This is a genomic window from Actinoplanes sp. NPDC026619 (assembly GCF_040638295.1).
In the GTDB taxonomy this organism is placed as follows: Bacteria; Actinomycetota; Actinomycetes; order Mycobacteriales; family Micromonosporaceae; genus Actinoplanes.
Window position 1 is genome coordinate 1 of the sequence record NZ_JBEZYA010000037.1, and the last position, 25,610, is coordinate 25,610.

The 25,610-nt window shown below is 70.5% G+C and carries 28 protein-coding genes; 16 read left to right on the forward strand and 12 right to left on the reverse strand.

Annotated elements, in window-relative coordinates; genetic code table 11:
- Positions 1–120 precede the first annotated feature (120 nt).
- The 3 genes from AB0E90_RS45290 to AB0E90_RS45300 all read left to right on the forward strand — a co-directional run bounded on the left by AB0E90_RS45290 (position 121) and on the right by AB0E90_RS45300 (position 2,737).
- Positions 121–327 carry a hypothetical protein gene (locus AB0E90_RS45290; protein WP_360418734.1) on the forward strand — a complete coding sequence of 69 codons (207 nt, stop codon included), beginning with the start codon at positions 121–123 and terminating at the stop codon, positions 325–327.
- Between the two features lie 171 nt (positions 328–498).
- Positions 499–2,379 (forward strand): translation elongation factor 4, encoded by a 1,881-nt coding sequence (gene lepA / locus AB0E90_RS45295; protein WP_360418736.1) that lies wholly within the window; start codon positions 499–501, stop codon positions 2,377–2,379.
- A gap of 82 nt (positions 2,380–2,461) precedes the next feature.
- A complete protein-coding gene (locus AB0E90_RS45300) occupies positions 2,462–2,737 on the forward strand; it encodes a GlsB/YeaQ/YmgE family stress response membrane protein (protein ID WP_360418738.1) in 276 nt (91 codons plus the stop codon).
- A 123-nt stretch (positions 2,738–2,860) separates the two neighbouring features.
- Here AB0E90_RS45300 and AB0E90_RS45305 read toward each other — a convergent pair whose 3' ends face one another.
- From AB0E90_RS45305 to AB0E90_RS45315, 3 genes are all read right to left on the reverse strand, one after another.
- Positions 2,861–4,399, reverse strand: a complete 1,539-nt coding sequence (locus AB0E90_RS45305; protein WP_360418740.1) for a PAS domain S-box protein — start codon at positions 4,397–4,399, stop codon at positions 2,861–2,863.
- A 243-nt stretch (positions 4,400–4,642) separates the two neighbouring features.
- Entirely contained in the window at positions 4,643–5,512 is an 870-nt protein-coding gene (locus tag AB0E90_RS45310) for a hypothetical protein (RefSeq protein ID WP_360418742.1), read from the reverse strand.
- An 82-nt stretch (positions 5,513–5,594) separates the two neighbouring features.
- Complete coding sequence (locus AB0E90_RS45315; protein ID WP_360418744.1) at positions 5,595–6,362, reverse strand: enoyl-CoA hydratase-related protein; 768 nt, start codon at positions 6,360–6,362, stop codon at positions 5,595–5,597.
- Positions 6,363–6,399: 37 nt separating this feature from the next.
- Here AB0E90_RS45315 and hemW point away from each other — a divergent pair, with 37 nt between their 5' ends.
- The gene (gene hemW / locus AB0E90_RS45320) at positions 6,400–7,602 is read left to right on the forward strand and encodes a radical SAM family heme chaperone HemW (RefSeq protein ID WP_360418746.1); all 1,203 of its coding nucleotides are present in this window, start codon (positions 6,400–6,402) and stop codon (positions 7,600–7,602) included.
- Between the two features lie 51 nt (positions 7,603–7,653).
- Here the strand turns inward: hemW and AB0E90_RS45325 are convergent, their stop codons facing one another.
- Positions 7,654–8,343 carry a DUF4870 domain-containing protein gene (locus AB0E90_RS45325; RefSeq protein ID WP_360418748.1) on the reverse strand — a complete coding sequence of 230 codons (690 nt, stop codon included), beginning with the start codon at positions 8,341–8,343 and terminating at the stop codon, positions 7,654–7,656.
- Positions 8,344–8,496: 153 nt separating this feature from the next.
- On the opposite strand from AB0E90_RS45325, the gene hrcA reads away from it, so the two are divergent.
- Both hrcA and dnaJ read left to right on the forward strand, forming a co-directional pair.
- Positions 8,497–9,519 (forward strand): heat-inducible transcriptional repressor HrcA, encoded by a 1,023-nt coding sequence (hrcA, locus tag AB0E90_RS45330; RefSeq protein WP_360418750.1) that lies wholly within the window; start codon positions 8,497–8,499, stop codon positions 9,517–9,519.
- Between the two features lie 34 nt (positions 9,520–9,553).
- Entirely contained in the window at positions 9,554–10,696 is a 1,143-nt protein-coding gene (dnaJ, locus tag AB0E90_RS45335; protein WP_360418752.1) for a molecular chaperone DnaJ, read from the forward strand.
- A gap of 155 nt (positions 10,697–10,851) precedes the next feature.
- Here the strand turns inward: dnaJ and AB0E90_RS45340 are convergent, their stop codons facing one another.
- Positions 10,852–11,487, reverse strand: coding sequence for an NAD(P)H-dependent oxidoreductase (locus AB0E90_RS45340; RefSeq protein ID WP_360418754.1), 636 nt, complete (start codon positions 11,485–11,487; stop codon positions 10,852–10,854).
- 90 nt (positions 11,488–11,577) lie between these two features.
- Here AB0E90_RS45340 and AB0E90_RS45345 point away from each other — a divergent pair, with 90 nt between their 5' ends.
- On the forward strand, positions 11,578–12,093 hold the full coding sequence (locus AB0E90_RS45345) for a MarR family transcriptional regulator (RefSeq protein ID WP_360418756.1): 516 nt from the start codon (positions 11,578–11,580) through the stop codon (positions 12,091–12,093).
- Positions 12,090–12,470, forward strand: a complete 381-nt coding sequence (locus tag AB0E90_RS45350) for a nitroreductase family deazaflavin-dependent oxidoreductase (RefSeq protein ID WP_360418758.1) — start codon at positions 12,090–12,092, stop codon at positions 12,468–12,470. Before AB0E90_RS45345 ends, AB0E90_RS45350 begins: the two co-directional genes overlap by 4 nt.
- 118 nt (positions 12,471–12,588) lie before the next feature.
- Here the strand turns inward: AB0E90_RS45350 and AB0E90_RS45355 are convergent, their stop codons facing one another.
- On the reverse strand, positions 12,589–12,900 hold the full coding sequence (locus AB0E90_RS45355; RefSeq protein ID WP_360418760.1) for a hypothetical protein: 312 nt from the start codon (positions 12,898–12,900) through the stop codon (positions 12,589–12,591).
- Positions 12,901–13,056: 156 nt separating this feature from the next.
- Between AB0E90_RS45355 and AB0E90_RS45360 the strand changes: the two genes are divergently transcribed.
- A complete protein-coding gene (locus AB0E90_RS45360; RefSeq protein ID WP_360418762.1) occupies positions 13,057–13,749 on the forward strand; it encodes a hypothetical protein in 693 nt (230 codons plus the stop codon).
- Positions 13,750–13,830: 81 nt separating this feature from the next.
- On the opposite strand, the gene AB0E90_RS45365 is transcribed toward AB0E90_RS45360, so the two are convergent.
- Together AB0E90_RS45365 and AB0E90_RS45370 are read right to left on the reverse strand one after the other, a co-directional pair.
- A complete protein-coding gene (locus AB0E90_RS45365; RefSeq protein WP_360418764.1) occupies positions 13,831–14,634 on the reverse strand; it encodes an IclR family transcriptional regulator C-terminal domain-containing protein in 804 nt (267 codons plus the stop codon).
- 21 nt (positions 14,635–14,655) lie between these two features.
- Positions 14,656–16,062, reverse strand: coding sequence for an amidohydrolase family protein (locus tag AB0E90_RS45370; RefSeq protein ID WP_360418766.1), 1,407 nt, complete (start codon positions 16,060–16,062; stop codon positions 14,656–14,658).
- 175 nt (positions 16,063–16,237) lie between these two features.
- On the opposite strand from AB0E90_RS45370, the gene AB0E90_RS45375 reads away from it, so the two are divergent.
- The 5 genes from AB0E90_RS45375 to AB0E90_RS45395 are packed head-to-tail and all read left to right on the forward strand — an operon-like array spanning position 16,238 to position 20,334.
- Positions 16,238–17,389: a CoA transferase gene (locus AB0E90_RS45375; protein ID WP_360418769.1), complete on the forward strand. Its 1,152-nt coding sequence runs from the start codon at positions 16,238–16,240 to the stop codon at positions 17,387–17,389.
- Positions 17,374–18,153, forward strand: coding sequence for a citryl-CoA lyase (locus AB0E90_RS45380; RefSeq protein WP_360418771.1), 780 nt, complete (start codon positions 17,374–17,376; stop codon positions 18,151–18,153). The genes AB0E90_RS45375 and AB0E90_RS45380 overlap by 16 nt, the downstream gene beginning before the upstream one ends.
- A 2-nt stretch (positions 18,154–18,155) precedes the next feature.
- A complete protein-coding gene (locus AB0E90_RS45385; RefSeq protein WP_360418773.1) occupies positions 18,156–19,019 on the forward strand; it encodes an extradiol ring-cleavage dioxygenase in 864 nt (287 codons plus the stop codon).
- Positions 19,016–19,378 carry a hypothetical protein gene (locus AB0E90_RS45390; RefSeq protein ID WP_360418775.1) on the forward strand — a complete coding sequence of 121 codons (363 nt, stop codon included), beginning with the start codon at positions 19,016–19,018 and terminating at the stop codon, positions 19,376–19,378. Before AB0E90_RS45385 ends, AB0E90_RS45390 begins: the two co-directional genes overlap by 4 nt.
- A complete protein-coding gene (locus AB0E90_RS45395) occupies positions 19,375–20,334 on the forward strand; it encodes a zinc-binding dehydrogenase (RefSeq protein ID WP_360418777.1) in 960 nt (319 codons plus the stop codon). Before AB0E90_RS45390 ends, AB0E90_RS45395 begins: the two co-directional genes overlap by 4 nt.
- A gap of 22 nt (positions 20,335–20,356) precedes the next feature.
- Here the strand turns inward: AB0E90_RS45395 and AB0E90_RS45400 are convergent, their stop codons facing one another.
- Positions 20,357–21,184, reverse strand: a complete 828-nt coding sequence (locus tag AB0E90_RS45400) for a sigma-70 family RNA polymerase sigma factor (protein WP_360418779.1) — start codon at positions 21,182–21,184, stop codon at positions 20,357–20,359.
- 82 nt (positions 21,185–21,266) lie between these two features.
- Here AB0E90_RS45400 and AB0E90_RS45405 point away from each other — a divergent pair, with 82 nt between their 5' ends.
- On the forward strand, positions 21,267–21,725 hold the full coding sequence (locus AB0E90_RS45405; RefSeq protein WP_360418781.1) for a carboxymuconolactone decarboxylase family protein: 459 nt from the start codon (positions 21,267–21,269) through the stop codon (positions 21,723–21,725).
- 33 nt (positions 21,726–21,758) lie between these two features.
- Complete coding sequence (locus AB0E90_RS45410; RefSeq protein WP_360418783.1) at positions 21,759–22,430, forward strand: hypothetical protein; 672 nt, start codon at positions 21,759–21,761, stop codon at positions 22,428–22,430.
- Here the strand turns inward: AB0E90_RS45410 and AB0E90_RS45415 are convergent.
- Genes AB0E90_RS45415 through AB0E90_RS45425 form a run of 3 tightly spaced genes read right to left on the reverse strand, consistent with a single transcriptional unit; the run spans position 22,425 to position 25,466 of the window.
- Complete coding sequence (locus AB0E90_RS45415) at positions 22,425–23,615, reverse strand: hypothetical protein (protein ID WP_360418785.1); 1,191 nt, start codon at positions 23,613–23,615, stop codon at positions 22,425–22,427. The genes AB0E90_RS45410 and AB0E90_RS45415 overlap by 6 nt on opposite strands.
- 10 nt (positions 23,616–23,625) lie before the next feature.
- Positions 23,626–24,225 (reverse strand): class F sortase, encoded by a 600-nt coding sequence (locus AB0E90_RS45420; RefSeq protein ID WP_360418787.1) that lies wholly within the window; start codon positions 24,223–24,225, stop codon positions 23,626–23,628.
- Positions 24,225–25,466, reverse strand: a complete 1,242-nt coding sequence (locus AB0E90_RS45425; protein ID WP_360418789.1) for a hypothetical protein — start codon at positions 25,464–25,466, stop codon at positions 24,225–24,227. Before AB0E90_RS45425 ends, AB0E90_RS45420 begins: the two co-directional genes overlap by 1 nt.
- Positions 25,467–25,610 lie beyond the last annotated feature (144 nt).

Sequence of the window (25,610 nt, forward strand, 5' to 3'; positions counted from 1 at the left end):
TGAAGTGGACACGCTCACAAGGATCTCCGATCCCCGCCCTCAGGTCATCACCCCAGAGTCACACGGGGTGTCTCACCTGATCTTGACTGAGAGGGAGACGATCCGCGGCCGGCGATCGTGGTGGCGGGGCTGCGGAATCCGTGTGGGCAGATCAACGGGTTCCGGGAAGGGCTGCTCAAGGAGGTCCTCGGCCAGGACGAGCAGGGCGACGTGGTGCGCAAGGCCGGCGTCATGGCGGTCGTGCTGCGGGGCGGTCCGGTGCGGCCCGGCGACGTGGTCACCGTCGAGCTGCCGCCGTTGCCGCACGCGCCGCTGGAGGCGATCTGACCGGTTTCGGCGCGTGCCGGCCGGGCTTCGGAACGGGTGTAATCGGGGCTTGGCCGTGGGCGTGGGACGATAGAACGCGCCGGCATGGTTGTCGGCGGAACTTTGCGCTCGGGCCGGTGCTCTTCTAGTCCGGTGTTTCGGCGCTTACCTCGCTCGAAGGAACGGACGAACGTGCCTGGACCGCTCGACCCTGGCGTGAATGTGATCGGGCTTACCGACCCGAGTCGCATCCGCAACTTCTGCATCATCGCCCACATCGACCACGGCAAGTCGACGCTGGCTGACCGGATGCTGCAGATCACCGGGGTGGTCGACCCGCGGCAGATGCGGGCTCAGTACCTCGACCGGATGGACATCGAGCGGGAACGTGGCATCACGATCAAGTCGCAGGCCGTGCGCATGCCGTGGACGGTGCGGGAAGGCGATCGGAAGGGGGACACGGCTGTCCTCAACATGATCGACACCCCGGGGCACGTCGACTTCACCTACGAGGTGTCGCGCAGCCTGGCCGCCTGCGAAGGGGCGGTCCTGCTGGTCGACGCGGCGCAGGGGATCGAGGCGCAGACTCTCGCCAACCTGTACCTGGCGATGGAGAACGACCTCCACATCATCCCGGTGCTCAACAAGATCGACCTGCCGGCGGCGCAGCCGGAGAAATATGCCGAGGAGCTGGCGAAGCTGATCGGTGTCGAGCCCGAATCGGTGATGCGGGTGTCCGGCAAGACCGGCGTCGGCGTCGGCGAGCTGCTCGACGAGATCGTCCGGCAGTTCCAGCCGCCGGTCGGCGACGCGCAGGCGCCGGCCCGCGCGATGATCTTCGACTCGGTGTACGACGTCTACCGGGGCGTGGTCACCTACGTCCGGGTCATCGACGGGCGGATCGAGGCGCGCGACCGGATCAAGATGATGTCCACCGGCGCGGTGCACGAGCTGCTCGAGATCGGCGTCGTGTCGCCCGAGATGGAGAAGGCGGGCGCGCTCGGCGTCGGCGAGGTGGGCTACCTGATCACCGGCGTGAAGGACGTTCGCCAGTCCAAGGTGGGCGACACCGTCACCGGCAACGTCCGGTCCGCCACCGAGCCGCTGGGCGGCTACAAAGAGCCCAAGCCGATGGTCTACTCGGGCCTCTACCCGATCGACGGCTCGGACTACCCGGCTCTGCGTGACGCGCTCGACAAGCTCAAGCTCAACGACGCCGCGCTGGTCTACGAGCCGGAGACGTCGCTGGCGCTCGGTTTCGGGTTCCGCGTCGGGTACCTCGGCCTGCTGCACCTGGAGATCATCGGGGAGCGGCTGGAGCGCGAGTTCAACCTCGATCTGATCTCCACCGCGCCGAACGTGGTCTACCGGGTGTACACGGAGGACGCCGAGGAGCGGGTCGTCACCAACCCGAGCGAGTTCCCGGACGGCAAGATCGCGGAGATTCACGAGCCGGTCGTGCGGGCCACCGTGCTGGTGCCCAACGAGTTCGTCGGCGCGGTCATGGAGTTGTGCCAGAGCCGCCGCGGCACCCTGCTCGGCATGGAGTACCTGTCGACCGAACGGGTGGAGTTGCGCTACACACTGCCGCTCGCCGAGATCATCTTCGACTTCTTCGACCAGCTGAAGAGCAAGACCAAGGGGTACGCGTCGCTCGACTACGAGCCCTCGGGCGAGCAGGCTTCCGAACTGGTCAAGGTGGACATCCTGTTGCACGGCGAGCCGGTCGACGCGTTCAGCGCGATCGTGCACAAGGACAAGGCGTACAACTACGGCGTCACCATCGCCTCCAAGCTGCAGAAACTCATTCCGCGGCAGCAGTTCGAGGTGCCGATCCAGGCGGCCATCGGCAGCCGGATCATCGCCCGGGAGACGATCCGCGCGATCCGCAAGGACGTCCTCGCCAAGTGCTACGGCGGTGACATCACGCGTAAGCGCAAGCTGCTCGAGAAGCAGAAAGAGGGCAAGAAGCGGATGAAGATGGTTGGCCGGGTGGAAGTGCCGCAGGAAGCCTTCATCGCCGCGCTCTCGACATCCGACTCCGGGGACACCAAGGGAGCAACCAAGAAATAAGTCGGTTTGGTTTTTCGGTAGGCCGGGAACTCTGGGGCTCGACGGACGCAACGAATGCTTCACCCCCCCCAGGAGGAACCCAATGACTGTTACCGGGATCATCACCGCTCTCATCGTCGGTCTCGTTATCGGCGCCCTCGGCCGCCTGGTCGTACCGGGCAAGCAGAACATCCCGATCTGGCTGACCATGGTCATCGGTGTGGTCGCCGCCCTGCTCGGCACCGTGATCGCCCGGGCGACCGGCGTTGCCGACACCAAGGGTGTCGACTGGATCGAGATCCTCTTCCAGGTCGTTCTCGCCGCTATCGGTGTCGCCCTGGTTGCGGGCGTCGGCTCGCGTCGCCGCATCACCCGGTAATTAGCTTCACCGGTAATCAGCTTCAACAGTGCAGACGCGGCATCTCCCAGCGACGCCGCGGGATGAAGAAGAAGCGCCGGACCCGAATAGGGTCCGGCGCTTCTACCGTTCAGGCGGAAAAGATCAGTAGCGGAATTTGTGCTGCGCGCTCCGGCGGTTGACCCAGGCCGGCAGCTCGTCCACATGGTCCAGGTGCGGGTGCTGCTCCTGCGGGTCGTGGCCGGCGGTGACGTTTTGCATGGTCACCACGTAACCCTGGACCAGGCGGTCCTCGCGCAGGTCACGGTAGGTGGCCTCGACCAGGATCTGGCTGTCGTCGGAGCGGCGCAGCGAGCAGAACAGCTTGCCGTCGCCACTGGCACTGAACGCCCGGCGCACCGGGCCACGGTCGTCGGGGTGCACCAGATCGGTGAACGTGGCCAGCGGCGACAACGATTCCTCGCCGATCAGCGTGCGGAGCGCCGGGCTCGCGTACCGGATTCGCTTGTCCTCGTCGATCACCAGCATCAGCTCGGCCGTGTTGCTGATCACAGTGCGGAGATATTGGTCGCTGTCGCGGCGGCCGACCGCCTCGACCAGCATGATCCGGTCGAGGGCCATCGCGGCCTGACCGGCCAACACCTCCAGGGCGTCGCGGGTCGCGGCCAGCACGTCGCGGCGGGCGGTCACGATCAGGGCGCCGCCGCTGGGGCGGGCCACGGCCATCGGTTCCAGCCACAGTGGGCAGACCAGGGTGCCGTAATCGCCGTCGGAGCCGGCCAGCCAGCTGCGCGGGCGCGATTTCGAACCGATCGGCTCGGTGGGCAGGGCGGACTCGGCCAGCCGCCGGTCGTCGGTGGCGAACAGCATCTCGCGCACCGCGGTGGCCGGCATCAGCTGGGCGACCGCGGCGTGCACGGCCTCCTCGACGGCCGGCTGGTCGGCGGCGGCGACAAGCGCGCCGCTGGCCGTGCGCAGCGCGTGCTCGCGCTCCGCGGCCCGGCTGTTCTGCGCGATCGAGTCGGCCAGGCGGGTGATGGTGAGCAGCAGCGTGATGGCGCCGACGACCGCGATCACCACGCCGTCGACGACCGCGCCGTTGAGCGCCTCGACCAGCAGCACGGTCGGCGGGGTCGCCACCGACACGCCCAGCAGGGCGGCCCAGTGGCCGCGCCACGGCGTCGGGTTCGGCGGCATCGGCTCGGTGAGGCCCTTCATCGACGGATGCAGCGCGGCGAGGCCCCACGTCACGTAGAGGACGACGTAGCCGATCTCGGTGACCGGGCCGTGCGACAGCGACCAGAAGATGTCGCTGGCCAGCACGCCGATCGAGCCGGCCAGCAGCAGAGCGGCGGAGACGTTGCGGCCGGCCGCCAGGACCAGCCGGACGGCGACCGCGATCAGGAGCAGATCGCCGATCACGTCGGCGGCCGAGATCTTGCCGATCTGGCCGTGGCCACCGATCAGGAAGACCCAGATCACCAGCAGCGTCGTGCAGGAGGCGGCGAGCAGGTCGATCAGCCGGGCCCGGTCGCTGAGCAGCGAGCCGAACCGGGTGAACTGCAGCAGCGCCGTCGCGACCAGCACGAACATGCCGTAGTAGAACGCCTCGGCCGGCCCTTCGGCGCGGAAGGCGTAGAGGACGTCACCGATCGCGAGGCTCGCGACCGAAGCTCCGATCAATACCCATGGGCCGACGCGGGTGGGTTTGTGCCACCGAACGCCGACGATGATCGCTAGACAGCTTCCGGCACCCAGCAGAATCCATTCGATCGCCCTCGACACGCCCTACTTAGTACCAGGGTGGTAGCTGTCTGTCCATGTGTCTGTATACGCTCAGCGATTGGCGGGCGGAATCGATGGACATCACGCAGAGCTACGACTGCCGCGATCCTGCCGGCGTCGGGGCGGCCGCAAAGCGGGACGTCAGCTGAACACCTGAGCGATGACCTGACGCTCGTCGATGCCACCGTCCGCCGTCACCGGCTGCCACTTGCCATCGGGGGCGTGCCACTCCATATCGGCGAAACGTACCCGTTCGAGGCCGGTGGCCGAGGCGTGCGAAACCAGCCAATGAGCGTACCGCCAGCCGGTGCTCTGATCGGAGACCGCGACCGTGAGGCCGGCCGCCTGCGCGGCTGCCGGGGTTTTCGCCAGGCCCTTGCCCCAGTCCAGCTTCAGCCCCTCGAGCAAGGCGGCCGCCGCGGCCGCGCCCCGCAACACCGGCGCTCCGGTCACCGTGCAGGCCACGGCGCCGGTCGCCCGGCCGGTCAGGGCACGCGCGAGCACGGCTGACTCGTCCGCCCACTTCTCGTACGCGTTCGGGTACGCCGAGCGCTGCACCCGCTGCGCCGCGTCGGTGACCCGCATCTTCTGCCAGCCCTTGACCTTCTTGAGGGAGGTGTAGAACTTGTCTGCCGCGTACCTCGGGTCCTTGATCTCCTCGACCGAGCCCCACCCCTGGCTGGGGCGCTGCTGGAACAGGCCGACCGAGTCCCGGTCGCCGTCGTCCAGGTTTTCCAGTTTCGACTCCTGCAGGGCGGTGGCCAGCGCCACCACGACGGCCCGCTCGGGCATGCCGCGCCGGATGCCGACCGCGGTGATGGTGGCGGCGTTGGCCATCTGCACCGGGTCGAGCGACACCTCGCCGTCGGCCTTCACCGTGCACTCCGGCCCGAGGGCCGGCATCGGCAGTTTGATGTCGCTGGGCAGGGTTTTGACCACGACCACCACGCCGATCGTGAGGATCAGTGCGAGCAGCACGAGCACCACGCCTCGTGTCCTGCGCAAGCGCACCTCCTCGACGGACCCGCAATGGGGTTCAGGCCACAAGGGTAGACAACGACTGCATCAGCGCGTCGTCACTGCGGCGGAGATGTCACTGCGGCACCCAGGAGGCCGGGCGCTTCTCCCGGAAAGCGGTCACGCCCTCCCGGCCTTCGGCCGATCGGAAGTAGCCTCCCGAGCGCTCGGCCAGGCCGGCCAGTTCCGCACGGATCGTGGCTTCCGGCGTACGCCGCAAAAGTTGTTTGGTGCCCGCGAGCGCGAGTGGCCCGCCCTGCACCAGCGCATCGCAGTAGGCCGCGACCGCGGCGTCGAGGCCTTCGGCCGAGACCGACGCCGTGACCAGGCCGATCTCCTCGGCCCGGACGCCGTCGAAGACGTTGCCGGTGAGATAGAGCTCGGTGGCCGCTCGCGGCGCCAGCCGGGGCAGGACGGTGGCGCTGATCACCGCGGGGATCACCCCCAGCCGGACCTCGGTGAACGCGAACGTCGCCTCGGGCGTGCAGACCGCGATGTCGGCCGCCGCGATCAGGCCCAGACCACCGGCCCGGGCCGGCCCGGCCACCCGCGCGACCACCGGCTTGGGGAACTCCCAGAGCGCGGCGAGCACGTCGGCCAGTTTCTCGGCCGGCACCCGGCCGGCCTCGCGCGCCTCGGCGGTCTCCTTCAGATCGGCGCCGGAGCAGAACACCGGGCCGGTGTGCGAGAGCACCACCACCCGCACCGAGGGGTCGGTCAGCGCGGTGGACAACGCGTCCAGCAGCTGGGTCATCAGGGCGGTGGAGAGGGCGTTGCGGTTGGCGGGGCTGTCCAGGGTCAAGGTGGTCACCCCGGCGGCTGTGGCGGAACGGACCAGATCCATGACGGAACCCTATCGGGGGCCCGTGCACACTTGACGGATGGCCGGTGCTCTTCCCGATGGTGATCCCGTTCCGCTCGACGGGTCGCTCCCGCCTGCCGCCGCCGAGGCGGCCGGGAAGGACGGATTCGCGGTCTACGTGCACGTTCCGTTCTGCGCGAGTCGATGCGGGTATTGCGACTTCAACACCTATACCGCCAGTGAACTGGGCGGAGGGGCCAGCCGGGAGGAATACGCCGACACGGTGCTTCGCGAGCTCGAGCTGGCTGCCCGGGTGATAGACCCGGCGAAAGTCGACACCGTCTTCGTGGGCGGCGGCACGCCGACCCTGCTGAGCGCGGACGACCTGGGCCGCATCCTCGAGGGCATCGACCGGACGTGGGGCCTGGCCGCCGGCGCCGAGATCACCACGGAGGCCAACCCCGAGTCGGTGACCCCCGACTACCTGCGCGCACTTCGCCGCAACGGCTTCACCCGGATCAGCCTCGGCATGCAGTCGGCCAGCCCGGCGGTGCTGCGGATCCTCGACCGCCGGCACACGGCCGGGCGGGCGCCGCAAGCGGCCCGGGAGGCGCGCGAAGCCGGGTTCGACCACGTCAACCTGGATCTGATCTACGGCACCCCGGGCGAGACGGCCGACGACTTCGCCGAATCCCTGCGGACGGTGATCGGTGCGGGGGTCGACCACGTCAGCGCGTACGCCCTGATCGTCGAGGACGGCACCCGGATGGCCGCCCGCATGCGCCGCGGCGAGATCCCGTTCCCGTCCGACGACGTGGCCGCCGATCGTTACCTGGCCGCCGAGCAGGCCCTGACCGGGGCGGGTTTCGGCTGGTACGAGGTCTCCAACTGGGCCACCAGCGAGGCGGCTCGCTGCCGGCACAACATGCTCTACTGGACCGGCGCCGACTGGTGGGGCCTCGGGCCGGGAGCGCACAGTCACGTGGGCGGCGTGCGCTGGTGGAACGTCAAGCATCCGACGGCGTACGCGAAAAGGCTTGCCGAAGGCGTCTCGCCGGGCCAGGCCCGGGAGATCCTCACCGGTGACGACCGCCGGGTGGAGGACATCATGCTGCGGGTGCGGCTGCGCGACGGCATCGCGCTGACCCGGGTCGACGCGGCCGGCGCGAAGCAGGCCCTGGCGGACGGCCTGCTCGATCCGGCCGCCTACGCCCGGCGGCTGCTGGTGCTGACCCTGCGGGGCCGGCTGCTGGCTGACGCCGTCATCCGTGACGTGGCGTGACGTACGTGGTGAGGGCGCCGGGCCCCCGGACCCGGCGCGTGCACCAGCTGCTTACTTGATCATCGAGACGGTCATCGGATAGTTGTACGGCTCGTTGTTGCTCGCCTTGACGCCGGCGATGACACCGAAGATCGTGGCCACGAGCCAGGCGACCGGCAGGATGATCCAGCCGATCAGGACGCACACGGTGAACCAGCCGATCACCGTGATGATCGTCCAGAGGAGCTGGAAGTTCAGCGCCTTGACGGCCTCGGCCCGCACCGCCGGTGACTGGTTGCCGCGGGCGAGGAGCGCCACCAGCGGCGCGATCCAGCCCCCGGCGCCGCCACCCAGGAAGGCGCCGGCCGCGCCACCGAAGTGCGCGATCAGGATCCAGTTACGGTCGTCGGGGCCGCCGGCGGGCGCGCCGCCGTACCCGTACGGCTGCTGCGGGTTGTAACCCCCCGGCGGAGGGCCGTAGCCGCCGCCGCTGCCGGGCGGAGGGCCGTATCCCGCGCCGCTGCTCGGCGGGGGACCATAGCCACCGCCGCTGCTCGGCGGGGGGCCGTAGCCGCCGCCGCTGGAGGGCGGCGGGCCGTACCCGCCACTCGGCGGTGGGTTGTATCCGCCTCCGGGAGGCGGTGGCGGAGTCGATCCGGAAGTCGGGTCGTTAGCCGCATATGGGTTGAATGGCGCGGTGGGGTCGTTCGGCCCGCCCGCGGGGGGCTGGCCGTCACCGGGCGGACGCGGTGGTTCTGTCATGGCTGACACCGTAGGACCGCAGCTCAACCGGGTACAGGGCGACATGCACGCAGAGTCGATGAATAGACAGTCCACTCGATCATCGCGCTGCCGACGGTGGCGCAGTAGACTGGCACTCTGTCACCGGGAGTGCCAGGCCGGGAGGAGGTCGGAATGAGTCTGGATGACCGCAAGCTCGAGGTGCTGCGGGCGATCGTCGAGGACTACGTCGAGACCCAGGAGCCGGTCGGCAGCAAAGCCCTGGTCGAGCGTCACCAGCTCGGCGTCTCGCCGGCCACGGTGCGTAACGACATGGCCGTGCTGGAGGAGGAAGGTTACATCCGGCAGCCGCACACCAGTGCCGGCCGGGTGCCGACCGACGCCGGTTACCGCCTCTTCGTCGACCGCCTCTCCAAGGTCAAGGCGCTCAGCCCGGCCGAGCGCCGCGCGATCGAGCGCTTCCTGATCGGCGCCGTCGACCTCGACGACGTGGTGCACCGCACGGTCCGGCTGCTCGCCCAGCTGACCCGCCAGGTCGCGGTGGTGCAATACCCGTCGCTGGCCCGCTCCTCGGTGCGCCACCTGGAGCTGGTGCCGATCTCCACCACCCGGATCATGCTCGTGATGATCGCCGACACCGGCCGGGTGGAGCAGCGCCTGGTCGAGCTGCCCGGCCCGGCCACCGCCGACGACGTGATGGAGCTGCGCCGCAAGGCCAACGAGAAACTCGCCGGGCAGCGGCTCTCGGACACCCCGCCGCTGGTGCAGTCGCTGGTCGACGAGTGCGCGCCCGGCCGCCGCGGCACGATGGCCTGCCTGGCCAGCGTGCTGCTGGAGACTCTCGTCGAGCGCAGCGAGGAACGCCTCATGCTCGCCGGAACGGCGAACTTGACTCGGGGAGGTGTGCTGGACTTCCAGGGCACACTTCGTCCCGTGCTCGAGGCCCTCGAAGAGGAGGTCATCCTGCTCAAGCTCATCGGCGACCTCGAACCCAGCAAGACCCGCGTCCGCATCGGCGACGAGAACGAGTTCGACAACCTGCGCTCGACCTCGGTCGTCAGCACCGGTTACGGCCCGGGTGCAACGATCGTTGGTGGGCTCGGCGTGCTCGGCCCCACCCGCATGGACTACCCCGGCACCATCGCCACGGTCCGAGCGGTGGCACGCTACGTAGGCGACCTGCTGGCACAGAACTGACGGAACCGCGCTGACATTGAGGACTCCAAACCCCGTGGCCAAGGATTACTACGGCATTCTCGGCGTGAGCCGGGAGGCAACCGACGACGAGATCAAGCGCGCCTACCGGAAGCTGGCTCGGCAGTTCCACCCCGACGTCAACCCCGACCCGGACGCGGCCGAGAAGTTCAAGGACATCAACGCGGCGTACGAGGTCCTGTCCGACGACCAGAAGCGGCAGATCGTCGACCTCGGCGGTGACCCGCTCGCGCCCGGTGGAGGCGTCGGCCCCGGTGGTCCCGGCGGACCGGGCGGTCCGTTCGTGGGCTTCCAGGACATCATGGACGCGTTCTTCGGCACCGCCGCCGCTGGTGGCGCCCGTGGCCCGCGCCCACGCACCCGGCCCGGCGGCGACGCGATCCTGCGCCTCGAGCTCGACCTGGTGGAGACCGCGTTCGGCGTCGAGGCGCCGATCACCGTCGACACCGCGGTGCTCTGCACCCAGTGCTCCGGCGCCGGCACCGCGCCCGGCACCCACCTGGCCACCTGCGAGACCTGCGGCGGCCGTGGCGAGGTGCAGAGCGTGCAGCGCACGTTCCTCGGCCAGGTCGTCTCGTCCCGCCCCTGCTCCACCTGCCAGGGCCACGGCACGGTCATCCCGCACCCGTGCCCGACCTGCGCCGGCGACGGCCGGGTCCGCACCCGCCGCTCGCTCACCGTCAAGATCCCGGCGGGCGTCGAGGACGGCATGCGCATCCGCCTGGCCCAGCAGGGCGAGGTCGGCCCGGGCGGCGGCACCGCCGGTGACCTCTACGTCGAGATCAGCGAGCGGCCGCACGACGTCTACTCCCGCAAGGGCGACGACCTGCACTGCCGGGTCACGCTGCCGATGACCGCGGCCGCGCTCGGCACCCGCCTCACGATCAAGACGCTGGACAGCGAAGAGGCGATCGAGGTCAAGGCCGGCACCCAGCCCGCCAGCACGCTGCGCATCCGCGGCAAGGGCGTGCCGCACCTGCGCGGTCAGGGCCGCGGCGATCTCTTCGTGCACCTCGACGTCAAGACGCCGACCAAGCTGACCGCCGACCAGGAGCGCATGCTGCGCGACTTCGCCAAGACCCGCGGCGAGGACATCGCCGAGCTGAGCAAGCAGGGCGGCTTCTTCAGCAGGATGCGCGACGCTTTCAACGGACATTGATTCAAGATGTCGTAGCTCGGTGGGGGGTTGCAGACCGCAGCTCCCGCCGAGGCCGGGCCGGGGCCCAGCTTCGCCGGCCCTGGCCCTTCATTCTGCGTGAGTGGCAAAAGCAAAACGCCGCCGGTGAGTCCCACCGGCGGCGTTCTCTGTTTCGCTCAGCGCGTGGCGATGGTGCGCCCGGCGTGCGCGGCGGCCTCGTGGGCGGCCTTCTTCAGCAGCTCGGCGGTCTCGCGCAGCGAGTCCATCGCCGGGTTGACGCCGGCCAGGGTCAGCTCGCGCTCGATCAGGGTGAGGTCGGCGCCCCAGATGTCGGCGACGACGCGGGTCAGGTACGACGTGTTGTGGTCCCAGCCCTCGCGCGGGGTGCCCGGACCGTAACCGCCGCCGCGGGTGGTCAGCAGGATCGCCGGCTTGCCGTCGAGCAGTCGCTCGCCCGGGTTCGAGCCGCCGGCCATGGCCAGGTCGATCCAGATCTTGGCGTGCTGCGAGATGCCGTAGTTGTAGAGCGGCAGGGCCAGGATGACGGCCTCGGCGTCACGGAGCTCGGCGGCGACCTGCTGGGCGAGCGCCTGGGCGGCGCGCTGCGCGTCGGTGCGCTGCTCTTCGGGCGTGAAGTTGGCGCCGATGGCGGTCTGCCAGGCGTCCGCGGGCAGCGGGTCGGAGCCGAGGTGCCGGCGGACGAACTCGGTGCCCGGCCGGACGGCGGCCCACTCGGCCTCGGCCAGGTCGGCGAGCTCGCTGCTGGCCGAGTTGGGGCCCTGGATGCTGGCGTCGATGCGCAGAACGGTCACGGCACTCCCTAGTACGTTGAATATTCAACTCGATAGTGCCACGGTTGGAGTTGAATGTTCAAGTCGCTCACCTGAGTTACAGTACCGTTTGTGAACAGCACCACTCCCGACGACGTCCCCTGGCTCTCGCCGGACGAGCTCGCCTCGTGGATGTCCCTGACCGCGATGCTCATGACCCTGCCCGGAGCCATCGACGCCCAGCTCAAGCGCGACTCCGGGCTCAACTTCTTCGAGTACTCGATCCTGGTCTCGCTCGAGCGCCCGGAAGATCACAAGGTGCGGATGAGCGTGCTCGCGATGATGGCCGGCGGCTCGTTGTCCCGCCTGTCGCACGCGGTGAGCCGCCTGGAGAAGCAGGGCTGGGTGCGGCGGGTGGCCGGCGACGGCGAGCCGCGCTGCATCTCGGCCGAGCTGACCGAGGAGGGCCTGGCGGTGCTGGTGGCGGCCGCGCCCGGGCACGTGCGTGAGGCCCGCCGGCTGGTCTTCGATCCACTGACCGCGGGCCAGGTGAAGCAGATGCAGCGGATCTGCCGCGAGATCGTCGGCGTCACCGACGCGGCCGCCGCGGCGACCATCGACGAGGTGATCACGCGGAGCGAGGGGTGAAGGCGGCCTGGTTCTGGCTGCTGCGAAACACCCTCAACCGCGTGACCGTGCGCGTGGCCCGCTCCGGCCGGGGCCCGTTCGCCCTGGTGCGGCACGTCGGCCGCCGCTCGGGCCGGCCCTACGAGACGCCGCTGCTGCTGGCCCGCCACGACGGCGATTTCGTGGCCGAGCTGACCTACGGCCCGGCCGTCGACTGGCACCGCAACGTGCTCGCCGCGGGCCGCTGCGAGGTAGTCGCCGGCGGCCGGACCTACGAGATCGACCGCATCTCGGTCCTGCCGCCCGGCGACGGCCTGCGCGCGTTCGGCAACCCCGCGGCCCTGGTCCTGCGCCTACTGCGCCGCCGCGACTTCCGCCTGCTGCACGTCGCCCGGTAAAGCGGACATCAGTCGCGCACGTAGTAGTGCCCGTTGACATCGTCGAACCGCCCACCGGCCCGGCAGCACCGGCGAAAACCCGACCGTAGGCGACCCACCACCCCGGCTGCGACCGGTTTTAGAGGAGCGATTGCGCCCTGTCGACGAGGAGGGGGAGCAGTTCGGCGCGCCAGGTTTCGATGTGGATGTGGCCGCTGGACATGCCGCCGTGGGCGAACTCGGGGCGGTAGACCGACTGCTGCGTCTCGGTGGCGATGTCCACGCCGGCGATGCGGTTGAAGGCGGCGTAGAGCATCGCCTCGGCCTCGCCCAGGCTCGGCGGCAGGTAGGTGTCGCCCAGGTGGTCGCGCATCGCCTGCCACACCCAGGGGTCGCCCCGCAGGCCCCACACGTCGGGCTCGGGGTCGAAGAGGTCGGCCACCAGCTTCATGAGATCAGTCTGGCTCGGGTGGCCGGGGTTCGCACGCCGGCGGATGAAGCAAACCTTAAATAGATTTGCATCGCTTGCCGGAAGCGCGGTGAGGCGGCCTAGCGTCGATTTGTCCTCGACGTCCGAAACTCGTCCGTCCAACCGTCAGGAGAGATCGTGCTCCGTTCCCTCCGCCTCGCCATCGGGGCGTTCGTCGTCGCGTTGACGCTGGCTTTCAGCGCCGGCACCGCCAACGCGGCCGTCTGGTCCTCGACCGATCGCTGGGGCACCTGGACCAGCGGCAGTTACACGCTCTACAACAACGTCTGGGGTTCCGGCTACGGGCCGCAGACGATCTGGGCCAACTCCACCAGCAACTGGGGGGTGTGGGCCAACCACCCGAACACCGGCGGGATCAAGGCGTATCCGAACGCGACCCGCTACATCGGCCGGGCGGTGGGCTCGCTGGGCACCGTGACCAGCAGCTTCAACGTGACCGTGCCGACCAGTGGGGTCGCGTTCACCACGGCCTATGACATCTGGTCGTCGGACAACGCGCACGAGATCATGCTGTGGATGAACTACTACGGCGCGGTCGGGCCGCTGGGCACGCTGCAGACCACCGCGACCGTCGGCGGGCACACCTGGAAGATCTACCGCGGGTCGAACGGGTCGAACAACGTCTACTCGTTCGTGCGGACCAGCAACACCAGCTCGGGCAGTGTCAACGTGGCGGCGATCGCGCAGTGGATCCGGTCGGCCGGCTGGTTCGGCAACGTGACGATCGGCAACGTCCAGTTCGGATACGAGATCACGTCGTCCTCGGGCGGCAAGGACTTCGTCACGAACTCGTTCTCGGTCAGCGGCTGAGCGGTCAGCGGCTGAGCGGTCAGCGGCTGAGCGGTCAGCGGTAAGCGGCTGACGGCGCGGGGTGCGTGGGACCCCCGCGCTTCAGACCGTCACGGCGGGGACGGCTGCGGTCAGCGACCAGTCGTGGCTGATGTCGGCGGCGGCGCGCAGCAGTTTGGGCAGGTGCTCGTCGCGCAGCGTCTCGACCGTGGTCTCGGCCGCGTGGACGGTGACGTTGATGGCCGCGACCACGTTGCCGTCCCCGTCGCGTACGCCGGTGGCAATTGATCTGATGCCCGGCGCGAGGTCCTGGTCGGCCAGAGCCCAGCCCTTCGCCCGGACCTCCCGCAGGGAGGCGTCCAGCTCGGCGGCCGAAGGCTGCCAGCGCGCGGTGATGCCGGAGCGGGAGCGTTCCGCCAGGAGCGCCGCCAGCTCGGCCGGCGGCAAGGCTGCCAGCAGCACCTTTCCCATGCTGGTGGCGGGGGCCGGGAAGCGGGTGCCGATGGTGACCGACAGCGTGACGATCTTCGGTACGGCGACCCGGGCTACGTAGACGATGTCGCTGCCGTCGAGCTGAGCCATCGAGCTGGACTCGTTGGTCTGGGCGACCAGCCTCTCCATGTGTGGGCGGGCCACGTCCCACATGCTCAGCGAGTTGACGTAGGCCATCCCGAGCTCCAGGACCCGCGGGGTCAGCGCGTAGCCCCGCGCGGCCTGGCGGACGTAGCCGAGCGCCTCGAGGGTGATCAGGATCCGGCGGACGGTGGGGCGGGCGAGGCCGGTGTGCCCGGCGATCTCGCTGAGCGTCATGGTGGGCGTGCCGGACCGGAAGGAGCGCAGGACGTCGAGGCCACGGGCGAGGGCCTCGATGAAGTCGGGCCCCGCGCCCCTTCCTGAGTCGGTCATGTGTTCATGCTTTCATTGCGATTACTTCGTGTACTGATAGGGGTTGTGCAAGATCCGCGACTCGGGGATCTCCGGGTTCATGCCGCGCTTCCAGAGGTCCTCGCCCATGGTCTCGCGCAGGTAGTCGACCGTGGTGCCGACCTTCGCGCGGGCGCCGGCCAGATCGCCGCCGACCAGCTTGCCGTCCTGCTTGACGACCTTGCCGCCGATCAGCACGGTGTGCACGTCGCCGCGCTGCGCCTGGTAGACGACGTGGCCGTAGGGGTGTAGCACCGGGAACATGGCGGGCGAGTCGTCGTTCTTGATCAGCACGACGTCGGCCTTGCGGCCGGGGGTGAGCGCGCCGATCTCCGAGTCCATCCCGAGGGCCTTGGCGCCGCCCCGGGTGGCCCAGTCGACGACCTGCTCGGCGCGCAGGTGGTGGTGGGTGACGGTCTCCTTGGCGCCGTGCGCCTCCAGGTGCTCGCGGGACCGGTCGGCGGAGAGCGTGGTGCGCATCGCCGAGAACAGGTCGCCGCTCCACCACACGCTGGTGTCCATCGACAGCGACACCGGGATGTCGTGCTTGCGCAGCGTCCAGGTGGGCGGGTAGCCCTGGCCGGCGCTCTGCTCGCTCTCGGTGGAGACGCTCACCGAGCCGCCGGTGGCGGCGATGCGGTGGTAGGAGTCGCTGCTGAGGGTGGCCGCGTGCACGTAGACGGTGCCGGGGGTCATGAAGCCGTTCTCGTACATCAGCCGGATGCCGTCGTCGTTGGTGGCGCCCCAGACGCCGGCGTGCGTGGTGACCTTGACGCCCAGGTCACGGGCGACCTCGAAGGCGGCCTTCTCCGGGAAGGCGGGGTCGCCGGGCACGTCGAAGGCGAGCTGGAAGCCGGCCAGCTTGCCGCCGTCGATGCGGCGGCGGTAGAAGTCGCGGAACGCATCTGAGGTCGACCACTCCCACGGGCCCTGCTGGATGTTGCCGTAGCCGAGGACGAACCGGCCGGGCACCGCCTCGAGCGCGTCGACCGCGGCGTCGGCGTGGTCGACGGTCTGCAGGCCGTGCGACCAGTCGACGGTGGTGGTGACGCCGGAGTCGATGGCCTCGATCGCGCCGAGCAGGTTGCCGGCGTGCACGTCCTCGGGGCGGAACAGCTTGCCGGACTCGAGGTAGTACCAGACGAAGTACTGCGTGAGGGTCCAGTCGGCGCCGTACCCACGCATGGCGGTCTGCCACATGTGCCGGTGCGTGTCCACCATGCCGGGCATGATGATTCCACCGGTCGCGTCGATCTCGAGGGCGTCGTCGGGCGCGGTCAGATGGTGCCCGACCTCGGCGATCCGGTCGCCGACGACCAGCACGTCGGCGCCTTCGAGGACCGTATGCGAGTCGTCCATGGTCAAAACGAGGCCGTTGCGGAGAACCACCGGCCGGTCGCTGTCGCTCATCGCCCATCCTTTCCGATTTTCGGTCTTTCAGTTTCCGGACCACTGTCCGCTCAGCGGGCAGGGCGAGTGGAGCCAGTGTGCTCCCGGTCACTTGCACCGTCAATAGAATGTTTCGACCAGATCAACCGCCCATTGACAGGCCCCCTGTGATGGCGGAACCTTGCGAGGCGGACATGTGTCCGTAGAACGGGCGGTGATGATGACGCAGGGCCCTCTGCACGGATTGCTGGTGGCGGATTTCTCCCGAATCCTGGCCGGTCCGTACGCGACGATGCTGCTCGCCGACCTCGGCGCGCAGGTGATCAAGGTGGAGGGGCCGGGCGGCGACGACACCCGCACCTGGATGCCACCGGTGCGCGACGGCGTCTCGACCTATTACCTGGGCATCAACCGCAACAAGCGGTCCATCGCCCTGAACCTGAAGGATCCGGACGATCAGGCCGTGGCGCGCTCGCTCGCCGGCCGGGCCGACATCATGATCGAGAACTTCAAGCCGGGCGGTCTGGCCCGCTTCGGGCTCGATTTCCATTCGCTTTCCAAGATCAACCCCCGGCTGGTGTACGCGAGTATCAGCGGCTTCGGCTCGGGCGCAGGGGCGGATCTTCCCGGGTACGACCTGATGGTTCAGGCGATTTCCGGGCTGATGAGCCTCACCGGCGATCCGGACGGGCCGCCCTATCGGGCCGGCATCTCGGTCTTCGACGTGATGGCCGGCATGCACGCCACCATCGGCATCCTGGCCGCGCTGCGGCATCGCGGCGAGACCGGCCGCGGCCAGCACATCGAGGTCAACCTGCTCAGCTCGGCGCTGTCCGGCCTGGTCAACCACTCGAGCGGGTTCGTGGCCGGCGGCACGATCCCGTTCCGGATGGGCAACGCGCACCCCAGCCTCTTCCCGTACGAGCCGCTGCCGTGTGCGGACGGTGAGCTGATCGTGATCGCCGGCAACGACGGCCAGTTCCGCAAGCTGTGCCAGGTGCTCGACCTGCCGGAGCTGCCGGACGACCCGCGTTTCGGGCGTAATCAGGACCGTACGGCGAACCGGGAGGAGCTGCGGCCGATTCTGGTGGAGCGGCTCGGCAAGCGCGGCAAGGACGACTGGTTCCGCGACCTGATGGCGGTCGGTGTGCCGTGCGCGCCGATCAACACGATCGACGGCGGCGTGGCCCTGGCGCAGGAGCTGGGCCTGAACCCGGTGATCGACGCGGGTGGCGTGCCGGCGGTCCGCAACCCGATCACGTTTTCCGAGACCCCGGCGGCGTACGAGTTGCCGCCGCCCGGTCTGGACGAGCACGGCGAGGAGATCCGCGCGTGGCTGAAGAACTGAGATTCCCGACCGGCTTGGGCACCTCCACCCCCGAGACGATCTCGCTGCTCGGCAAGGATCTCGCCGCCGATCTGATGGGCAAGGTGGGCTTCGGCGAGCTGGCGTTCTGGCTGGTCGCCGGGCGCCGGCCGTCGCCTTCGGAGGTGCGGCTGTTCGAGGCCGTGCTGGTCGCCCTGGCCGATCACGGCTTCACCCCGACCGCGATCGCGGCGCGACTGACGTACCTCTCAGCTCCTGATTCGCTGCAGGGAGCTCTCGCCGCCGGTCTTCTCGGCGGCGGCTCCCGGTTCCTCGGGGTGACCGAGGACTGCGGCCGGTTCCTCGCCGAGACCCTGGTCGAGGCGGGCACCGAGCGCGACTACGACGTCATCGCGCTCGAAGCCGTCAAGAAGGCCCGGGAGCAGAAGAAGTTCATCCCCGGCCTCGGCCACCCGGTGCACAAGGAGCAGGACCCGCGCACCCCGGTGCTGATCGCGATCGCCGAGGAGGAGGGCCTGCGCGGCCCGCACCTGCGGCTGTTCGAGGCGATCGGGCGGGTGCATCCGCAGGTGCTCGGCAAGAAGCTGCCGCTCAACGGCGCCGGCGTCTGCGGCGCCGCCCTGGCCGACCTGGGTCTGCCGACCGACCTGCTGCGCGGGTTCGCCCTGCTGGCGCGGGCGGCCGGACTGCTCGGGCAACTGGCCGAGGAACGCCGCCGGCCGATCGCCAACGACATCTATCTCACCGTCGATCGCAACGCCGTCTACGAACCCCGAGAGGACTGACTATGGCCAGCATCGTCGCGGTCATCGCCTCCACCCATCACCCCTTTTACTACCAGGCCAGCACGGCCACCGGCGAGGACCGGCCGCCGTTCGCCGACGAGTGGGTCCGGAAGATCACCGCCTTCCGGGAGACGCTCACCAAGGCGAACCCGGACGTCCTCGTGATGGTCGGCTCCGACCACTTCCACCAGCTGTGGCTGGACAACATGCCGCAGTTCCTGGTGGGCAAGGCGCCGTTCTACGACGCCAACTGGTACAACGAGGAGCGCGAGTTCGGCCTGCCGAAGATGCTGCTCAAGGGCCACGAAGATCTGTCCGCGCACATCCTGCGGGCCGGGCTCGACGCCGGTTTCGACCTGGCGTTCAGCAACGAGCTGCGGATCGACCACAGCGTCACCTGCCCGATCATCACGCTGCGGCCCGAGGCGGACCTGCCGATCGTGCCGATCTACACCAACATCTTCGCGCCGCCGCTGCCGCAGCCGTCCCGGTTCGTGGCCCTCGGTGAGGCGATCCGCCGCATCGTCGAACAGTGGCCGTCGCACCTGCGGGTGGCCGTGATCGGCACCGGCCACCTCTCCCTCGAGCTGGGTGGGCCGCGGCAGTTCGGGCCGCACGGGCCGGACCCGGAGTTCGACCGCCGGGCGGTCGAGTGGATCGCCACCGGTGACCTCGACAACTGCCTGCGTGAGGTGTCCCTGGACAGCCTGCACGCGCCGGGCAACGCGACCCACGGCTTCATGGACTTCATGCTGATGATGGGCGTGGCCGGGGCCGGCGCGAAGGCCGACTACGTGGACACGCTCGACCTGTTCCACACCATGGAGGCGTACTTCACCTGGTACCCGAACGGAGTTCCGGCGTGAGCAAGTATCTGCTGAACAAGTTCCTGTTCACCGTGGACCGCGATCCTTCCCTCGTCGAGCGCTATCGGTCCGAGCCGCACGAGCTGGTCACGTGGTGGGAGGCGAACACGGCCAACGCGCTGCTCAACTGCATCACCGACGAGGCCTCCACCTGGCTGTCCTTCACCGACGAGGAGCGGGCGGCTTTGATCGACCATGATCACTGCAAGCTCTTCGAGCTGGGCGCGCATCCGTTTCTCACGCTGACGCTCTACATCGCGATGTTCGAACGGGACAACACCGAACCCCTCGAATACCAGAAGGCGTACGGCGCGCGGATGGCCCATTTCTCGATGCCGTACCCGGACATCGCGACATGATCCCCGCGGCCGTGCTGCGCGTCTGCGGCCGGCCACCGTCGCTGGAGAAGCGGCGGCCGCCGGTGCCGGGCGCCGGCGAGGTGCTGATCACCGTGGCGGCGGCGCCGATCACCCCGCTGGACCTGCTGTGTGCCTCCGGCACCAGCTATTTCGGGACGCCGGCCACGCCGTACGTGCCGGGTGTTCAGGGGGTCGGCTACCGCGAGGACGGCACGCCGGTGTGGTTCGCGACCTCGGCCGGGATGCGGCCGGGTGACGGCAGCATGACCGCGGTCGTCGCGGTGCCGCACGCCGACGTGGTGCCGCTGCCGCACGGCGTGCCGTTGCCGCTGATCGCGGCGCTCGGCCTCTCCGCGGTGGCCGCGCACTCGGCGCTGACCCGCACCGGCGGGCTCACCCCCGGCGAGACCGTGGTGGTGCTCGGCGCCGGTGGGGTGGTCGGCCAGGCCGCGCTCCAGTTGGCTCGGCTCTGCGGCGCCGGCCGGGTGATCGCCGTGTGCCGCTCGCCGCGCGCCCGCGAGCAGGCGCTCCGGTTCGGCGCCGAGGAAGCCGTCGCGCTGCTGCCGGACGACGATCCGGCGTCGCTCGCCGACCGGCTGCGGGCCGCGGCCGGCCCGGTCGACCTGGTGCTCGACCCGGTGTTCGGGGTGCCGGCCGCGGCCGCGCTGCGCGTGCTGCGGCCCGGCGGCCGGCTGATCAACCTGGGCAGCTCGGCGTCGCCGACCGCGCCGATCGACTCGGCGACGCTGCGCAGCGGTTCGTTGCACGTGCACGGCTACACCAACAACGCGCTGTCGTCGGCGCAGCGGGCCGAGTCGCTCACCGAGGTGGCGTCGTTCGCGGCCGCCGGCCGGCTCACCGTGACGCACGAGGTGGTGCCGTTCGGCTCGGTCGAGGAGGCCTGGTCGCGCCAGGCGGCCGGCGACACCGACGGCCGAATCGTCCTGGTCTTCTGAGCCGGCCCGCCGGGCGGCCGGCTCACAGTGGCTCGACCACCAGCTCGGCCAGCTCCTCCGGGCTGGTGGTGGCGTCCATCGACGTGATCCGGCCGTGGCTGATGCCGATCCGGACGGCCACCCGCAGCCGGCCCTCGACGATCACCGCGAATCCGAGCGCGCCGTCGATCAGCGCCGCTCGAGCGACCTGTGCGCGACCGGAGTAGAACGCCGCCACCGCGTCGGCGCCCCGGGTCTCGACCACCTCGTTGACCCGCATCTCGACGTCCGGGTCGAGCAGGGTCAGCAGCGTGCCCAGCTCGCCGCCGCGCGACGCGGCCAGGAACGCGTCGACCACCGCCCGGTCCGCCGAGGCTTCGGTGTCCGACCCGGCCCGGACCCGGCGGCGCGCCCGGCTGGCCAGTTGGCGGGCCGCGTCGGGGGAGCGGCCGACGATCGGGGCGATCTCCTCGAACGGGACGCCGAACAGGTCGTGCAGCACGAACGCGAGCCGCTCGGCCGGGCTCAGGGTTTCCAGGACGACCAGCAGCGCCAGCCCGACCGAGTCGGCCAGCAGCGCCTCCTGCTCCGGGCCGGCCTCGGCGGCCGGCGGCTCGGTGGCGTACTCGTCCTCGCGCCGCGCCGTGCGCTGCCGCAGCATGTCCAGGCAGACCCGGCCGACCACCGTGGTCAGCCACGCGGCGAGGTTGTCCACTCCGGTGCCCGCCCGGCTGAGCCGCAGCCACGCCTCCTGCACCGCGTCGTCGGCCTCGGCCGGTGAGCCGAGCATCCGGATCGCCACCGCGCGCAGCCGGGGCCGGTTCTCCTCGAAGCGTGCCGCGAGTTGGTCGCTTTGTGTGTTACGCCACATTGGTCACATTCGCCTTCCTGGGTCCGTCGGTTCTGTGACGAACGAGAACGCGCCGATGTGACGGCGCCGGAGGGAGAACATCATGCAGGCTCGGATCGAGAACCCGGCGTACCTGCTGCCGGAGTCCGTGAAGGCGATCAACCTGCTCTACAAGGAGGCCCACTCGGCCGGCGTCGAGCCGGCCACGCTGGAGCTGGTCCACCTGCGGGCCAGCCAGATCAACGGGTGCAGCCCGTGCGTCGATTCGGGCGCCCGCAACGCCCGCAAGAACGGCGAGACCGAGGAGCGGCTGTACGCGGTGGCGGTATGGCGGGAGACGCCGTATTTCACCGAGGCCGAACGGGCCGCTCTCGCGCTCGCCGAGGCGGCCACCCGGCTGGCGGACCGGCCCGACCCGGTGCCGGACGACATCTGGGACGCCGCGGCCGCGCACTTCGACACCAAGCAGCTCGCGGCCATCGTGCTGTGGATCGCGACGACGAACTTCTTCAATCGGATCAACGCCGCGACCAAGCAGCCCGCTCCGCAGAATTGGGGATGAAGTCTGTCGTACGGCGGGGTTAGCATCCCCGGCATGACGGGGACCGACAAGCCGCGCGTCGTGCGTGTGGCGGCCTGGCTGACGCTGGCATTGGCGCCGGCCGGGCTGCTGCTCCTGATCGTCGGCATTCTGGAAGTGCAATGGTGGGGCAGCGACGGGTCGAAACGCCTGCTCGCGCTGCTCGACAGCATCAACAACGAGTTCGGCATCGAGCCACCGGCCCTGCTCCGCACGCGCGAGGGCGCGATCGAGCTGATCATCCTGGGCCTCTTCTGCCTGGCGTATGCGTCGCTCGGCATCTGGCTGCTGCGTGGCCGGCTCTGGGCGCGCACCTGGGCGCTGGCCGCCGGCGCCGTGGCGGCTCTGGCCGGGCTGATCGGGGTGGGCGCCGACTCGACCGAGTCGCACACCCTGGCGGACTATTACGCCAAGCTCAACGGCTCGGTGATCGGCGACCACATCCCGCAGGTGAAGGCCCTGCTCTATCCGGGGTGGTATTCGTGGGCCGAGGACATCGCGCAGGGCCTGCAGGTGATCCTGTCACTGGCCGCGTTCGTCGCTCTGGCCTACGCGGTGATCTCACACGGTGACTTCTTCACCGGCGGCCGGGCCGTGGACGCTCCGCCGGACGAGTGGGACTCGGCTCTGTCCCGGGTGCGCGAGTCCTCCCGCCGCCAGCGGGAGGCCGACGCCGACGAATCATGACCACGGGACCTGAGCCCGGCCACGGGATCCGGGCACCTTCGCCCGTCCGATGAAGACGCTGGTCAGGCCGGGCGGCCCGGTCGGTGGGCGAGGGCGGCGGCGGGCGATCAGCGCCACCGCGCCCGCGACCAGCACGGCCGCGGCCACCGCGATCAGCAGCGTGCGCAGAAACTGGTGGGAGTCGCCCGGTCCGGGCAGCTCGGTGTCGGCGGTCAGCGAGCCGACGCTGACCGAGACCCGGGCCGGCAGCTTCGCCGGGGTGTGGAAACGGACCAGGTAGCGGTCGCGGAGCGTGGACTCGACCTGATCGAGGGCGGGCGCCACGACCGGTTCGCCGACCGGGGCGAAGAACCCGCCGGTGGCCGCGGCCGCCTCCGACCAGTAACTGCCGATCGAGGCCGGGCCGACCACGACCAGCAGGGTGCCGGTGGCGCGGAACCGGCGGGCGATGCCGGCGGCGGGCTGGTCGCCGATCGCCGGCGCGGAGGTGTACATCACGACCACCCGCCGGCCCGCCGCGGCCTGCGGGAACTGGTCGCGGGCCAGGTCGAGCGCGGCAGCGGTGTCGCGTTCGCCGCCGGCCCGCACCGCGGTCAGGGCCTGCACCACACCGGACGGGCCGCGCTGCGGTTCAGTGAGCGGGGTGGCCGGCGAGCGGTCCGGGACGACCACCGACTCGGTGCCGGCCGGCGCTTCGAGGATGAAGCGGGCGGCCGCGCTCAGCCAGGCCGGCAGCGTGCCGGCCCCGGCCGCCGAGGCGTCCACCACCAGCGACACGGCCAGGCCCTCGGACATCACCGGGATCAGGTCGGCGTCGACGCGGTGCCCGTTCACGCCGACCTGGGCGGTGCGCCGGTCGGCCTCGGCGAGATCGGCCAGGTCGATCACCATCGTGGTGTCGCCACCGGTCGAGAGCACCCCGTCGATCGGCAGCGGCTGCGCCGGCGCGGCCGCCGCCGGCCCCGCGCCGATCAGCGCCGACGAGACGGCGCCCATCAGCGCGGCCACGGCCAGAGCGACCCCGGCCCCGGCCCGGCGCCAGGGCGGCACGGCGGAGACGGCGTGATGCCGGGGCAGCGTCGCGGACGCGGCGGCGTGGTGCCGGGATGGCGTGGCGATGGCCGCGATGCCGTGCTTGGGCAGCGCTGCGGGGGCCGCGACGTTGTGCCGGGGTGGCTTGGCCATGGCGGCGGGCCTATGCCAGGTCGGCGAAGGCGATGACATTGTCCCGGTAGCTGCCGCGGGTCCGGTCGAAGCTGCCGCCGCAGGTGACCAGCCGGAGCGTGGGGTCGAGGGTGGGCGCGTAGACGAGGTCGGTGGGGAACCGCACCTTCGGCACCCGGGACACCTTGGTGATCCGGAACGTGGCCGAGGTGCCGTCGGACCGGTCGACCCGGACGGTGGCGCCGGGGCGCACGGTGGCTAGCCGGATGAAGATGCCCGGGCCGCCGGTCGAGTCGACGTGGCCGAGGATCACCGCCGGGCCGGGCTGGCCGGGGCGGGCGCCGGGGGCGAACCAGCCGGCCACGTCGGTGCGGTCGGGCACCGCGATCGTGCCGTCCGGCTGCAGGCCGAGCTGTTGCACCTTGCTGTCCACGCCGAGGGCCGGGATGCGCAGCCGGACCGGCGCCGCCACCGCGTCGTAGGTGCGATCGGAGTGGAACACGACCTGCGGACCGGCCGCCGCCGGCGCCGCTGCCTTCGCCGCCCGCGGCGCCGGGTCCGGGAGACCCAGGACGGCGAGCAGGGCCACGGCGAGCGTGGCCAGAGCCGGAAGGCGGGCGTGCGGCGACATCAGCGGCCCGGTGTGGCGAAGGACGACACGACCGAGGCCATGCCGCCGTACCCGGTCTGGGCGCCGCCCTTGGGCAGCCGCGCGGCCACGTTCGCCCCGAACGCGTCGGCCAGCGTCCGGGCCAGGTCGAACATCTCCTGGTACGTCTCGTAGGCGACGTCGTGCGCGGTGGCGTAGTCCTTGCCCGCGTACGCGTCGGCGTGGCGCATCAGCATCATGTCGTGCTTGCGGATCGCCGCCGTGAGCTCGGCCGGGGCGACGCGCTTGCCGGTCGCGCCGGCCAGGAACTCGCCGAGCCGCTGCTCGATCCCGGTCATCGCGGCCGCGGCCGCATCCTTCTTCGCCTGATCGCCGCCGGCCTGGGCGTAGGCCACCAACTGCTCGACGTGGTCGCCCCAGATCGACTGGAACTGCTTCGCCGCGGCCGCGCCGAACAGCGTGTCCATCGCGGCGGCGAGGTCCCGGGTGTTGCCGTTGATCATGTCGCCGGAGGCGGTGAAGTCGGGCGTGTTCGTCACGGCCGCCCGGGTCAGGTCCTCGATCAGCACGGCGTGCTCGGCGAGCAGCTTGCCCAGCTGCGACCGCAGCCGCCACAGCGGCTCGCGCAGGGTGGCCGCGTCGGCGGGCGGCAGCAGCGTGCCGGCCAGGGTGAGCCCGAGGTCGTACGTGTGCTGGTAGCCCATCCGGTAGAGGTCGTCGGCGGCGGCGTAGTTGCCGGCCGCGTACGCGTCGGCCTGCCCTGTCAGATGTCCGACATGCTCGACGACCGCCGCACGGGCGGCCGCCTGGCTGAGCCGTCCCTGCGAGGCGCCCGCGAAGAAGTCGCCGAGCGCCTCCTCGTACTCCGTCAGCTCCTCCATGGCGTTGCCCTTGGCGGTCTCGTCCCGGCCGGCGAGGGCGCCCGCGTAGGCGAACAGCTCCACGATGTGCTCCGACCACATCGGACCGAACCGGTCCGCCGCGGGCTTGCCGAAAAGCTGCCCGACCAGGGTGCTCATGTCGGTGGTGTTGCGGCCCAGCGCAGCGTTCGCGGCCTGCACGAAGTCGTCGTCGCCCCGGATCCGGCTGCGCATCAGGTCGGCGGCGAGCACCGAGTGCTGGCCCAGCAGAGCCTCGAACCGGATGGCGAGATCGGCCGGCGCCGGAGCGGTCTGCGCGGCCACCACCGGTGGGGTCGAGGGCGCCAGGAAGAGCAGGCCGGCGCAGAGCAGCGGCAACACCCGCCAGAGCTGACCATGCATGAGACCTCGGCCGCGTATCCGCATGTCATCGCCATTTGGATCTAAGGGTTTACGGATCAGAATGTGTGCTGGATCAATGATTCGCCGCCGACCCTACGCCCGGCCGTCAACCGGCGCGAGCCCGGAGAGCGACTTCTCCCGCAC